A 2,314-nucleotide genomic window follows, 5' to 3' on the forward strand; every position below is an offset into this window, starting at 1 on the left:
GGATCTTGAACCCCGGATCCGTGATGATGATCCCTTCGTGGGTCTCGAATGCGACGGCAGAGAGGCGCATCTGGGCATCGGATTGCAGGCGCTCCAGCTCGGCCACCATCCGTACCGAGAAGGTATTGAGCACCGAGGTGAGGTTGCTGGTATCTGCCGGAGCCGAATAGAGCAGCGCCAGATGGCCCAGAAGTTGGCCTCTGGCATCAAATAGCGGCTGACCATAATAAGTCTGCCCGGCCGCCAGCCAGGGTTGATACTCCTGCGACTCGTCGATCACCTCGAAACAGATGGCCCCTTGCTTGTAGAGCTCCTGACAGGGGGAGCCCGCCAGCGGATAGTCCTTCTGCGCCAGCCCGTCGGCGGCCAGCACTTTGACCCGGTCGGCACCGCACAACTCACCCACCCAGACCGCATCCACCTTGAGGATATGGGCCAGCTGGCTGACCAGGGTATTGAAGAAATCGAGCCCGGTGCGGGCAGAGAGCGCCTGCGCCAACTGGGTGAGCAGGGTGGTTTGCAGCAACGGCAAAGAGAGATTGAGGGAGGAGACCGCCCTGTTGGCGGTATCAAGAGGGGCCAGCCAGCCACAGCAGATCTGCTGGGTGGGCACAAACTGGCCGCTCCAGAGCACATGGTTGAGCTGCCCCTGATCATCTTTCAGATGGCCGATAAACTGCTCGGGCAGATGCGATTCATGAAGCCGGACAAGAAAATCGGCAAAACCTGCCTCATCTTCCGGTAACAGGCGAGCGGCCCAGGGATGATTGCCCTCCCCTTGCCACTGCTGGTAGGCCCCCTGATCAGAGAGACTCCACTGATCATGTTGCCGATCGAAAAACCACATGACTTGCGTGGCCTGCTGCTTCATTTACCACTCCAACACAACAACCAACCACGTTTGATGTCCAATCAGGCATAGCAACGCCCCCTGCATCCGCTCATCAGATCAGAGGTTGCGAGGGAAGAGTACAAACATGCGATATCAAGCAGTGGAAACCGGACATGAGGTCGACACGAAGTGCTGCCAAGAAGGGACAGAAACGATCCTATTCCCGTCATACTGCCTGCCAGTTTCATGGAGCTCAAGCTGTTTTTGGCACGAAACCGGAAAAGATCACAATTTATAAGTTGCTGAATAGCCAAGGGAAGGTTATGTGACATGGATCACATTTCAATCTTTACCAATGAGTAATCTGAAGGTGAAGACACAAGCAAGACGACCCGAAGGGGGCCAATATGAAAATCGAAATTACCAGCAAAATCATCGACATCACCCCGGCTATCCGCGAGCGCATCGAATCCCGTTTTGAAAAGCTCGAACGTCTTCAGGTGCCTCTCATCACACCCCATGTGATTGTTTCCAAAGAGCGTCTGATGTTCACTGTCGAAGCCAGTGCTGGCATCCCCAACGGCAAACTGTTTGCCCAAGCAGAGCATGAGGATCTCTACGCCGCCATCAACGAACTGGGGCAAAAACTGGAGCGCCAACTCAACCGTCACACCGAAAAGCCGATTGCCCGTCGTGCCAATGCCGCGCTCAAAGAGCAGCCACAACCGGATGAAGCTGACGCTTGATTGCATGCCGCAAGGCTAAAAATTCTAAAGAGCATAAAGGCGGGATCACCCGCCTTTTTGTTGCCTGTGATTTGCCGACAAACATCGCGTTACACCAGTGAACAGGCGCCATCAACTGAGCCAATGCAACCGGGTATCCACCCCCTGTTGCAAACGATCGAGGATCGGCAGCAATACCAGCGGGTCCTCCTGGCGTGGCATATCGGCCAGCTTTCCTTGCAACCGCTCCCGCGCCAGCGGTGACAGGTTGTCGTAGACAGCCTCATCCATCAGCGGCTGTTTGACCGCCAGCGGCGGTGTTTGCAGCGCCAGCCAGAGCCGCACATCCACCATGCTTCCCCCTTGCTGCAACCGCTCATTGATGGCACTGCAGTCACTCCCCGCCCCTTCAGCCACCAGCACCTCTGCCGGTCTCAGCGCAAAGTGCAGACGCCAGTCACGGCTCTGGGGAGTGGCCGCCGGTTTGGCATCAAACCAGGGCTGTTCCTCCACCGCATCGGTCAGCAGGGCGAGATGCAACCGGAAATCAGCCCGATCGCCATGCTGCAGGTCACGGTTGAGGCGCTGCCCCAACTGGCCCTCATCAACGAGCAGGTGATTACGGATTGAACTGGGCAGCATGAGATAACTCTCGAAAATGGCGATTTCACTGGTTATCGGCCACAAATCCAATTCTTTTAATGGAAAAATCCTACTTGGGGGTTCACAAAACCGGAAGATCTGTTAGTATGCGCCT

At 56.1% G+C, this 2,314-nt stretch carries 2 protein-coding genes and 1 pseudogene; 1 reads left to right on the forward strand and 2 read right to left on the reverse strand.

The window, feature by feature from the left end:
• Positions 1-871: pseudogene (locus tag AACR14_RS15565) on the reverse strand (GGDEF domain-containing protein); the annotation flags it as partial.
• 368 nt (positions 872-1,239) lie between these two features.
• Between AACR14_RS15565 and hpf the strand changes: the two are divergent.
• Positions 1,240-1,578, forward strand: a complete 339-nt coding sequence (gene hpf, locus AACR14_RS15570) for a ribosome hibernation-promoting factor, HPF/YfiA family (protein WP_005334257.1) — start codon at positions 1,240-1,242, stop codon at positions 1,576-1,578.
• A gap of 111 nt (positions 1,579-1,689) precedes the next feature.
• Here hpf and AACR14_RS15575 read toward each other — a convergent pair whose 3' ends face one another.
• Positions 1,690-2,199, reverse strand: coding sequence for a VC2046/SO_2500 family protein (locus AACR14_RS15575; RefSeq protein ID WP_026035126.1), 510 nt, complete (start codon positions 2,197-2,199; stop codon positions 1,690-1,692).
• Between the last annotated feature and the right edge of the window lie 115 nt (positions 2,200-2,314).

The sequence above is a fragment of the Aeromonas sp. 159 genome (genome assembly GCF_963862045.1).
Lineage (GTDB): Bacteria > Pseudomonadota > Gammaproteobacteria > Enterobacterales > Aeromonadaceae > Aeromonas > Aeromonas veronii.

What these genes read in the sequence shown, in the direction of transcription:
- hpf (WP_005334257.1), top strand. Translation starts at nt 1,240, where the DNA reads ATGAAAATCGAAATTACCAGCAAAATCATCGACATCACCCCGGCTATC.
- AACR14_RS15575 (WP_026035126.1), bottom strand. Translation starts at nt 2,199, where the DNA reads ATGCTGCCCAGTTCAATCCGTAATCACCTGCTCGTTGATGAGGGCCAG.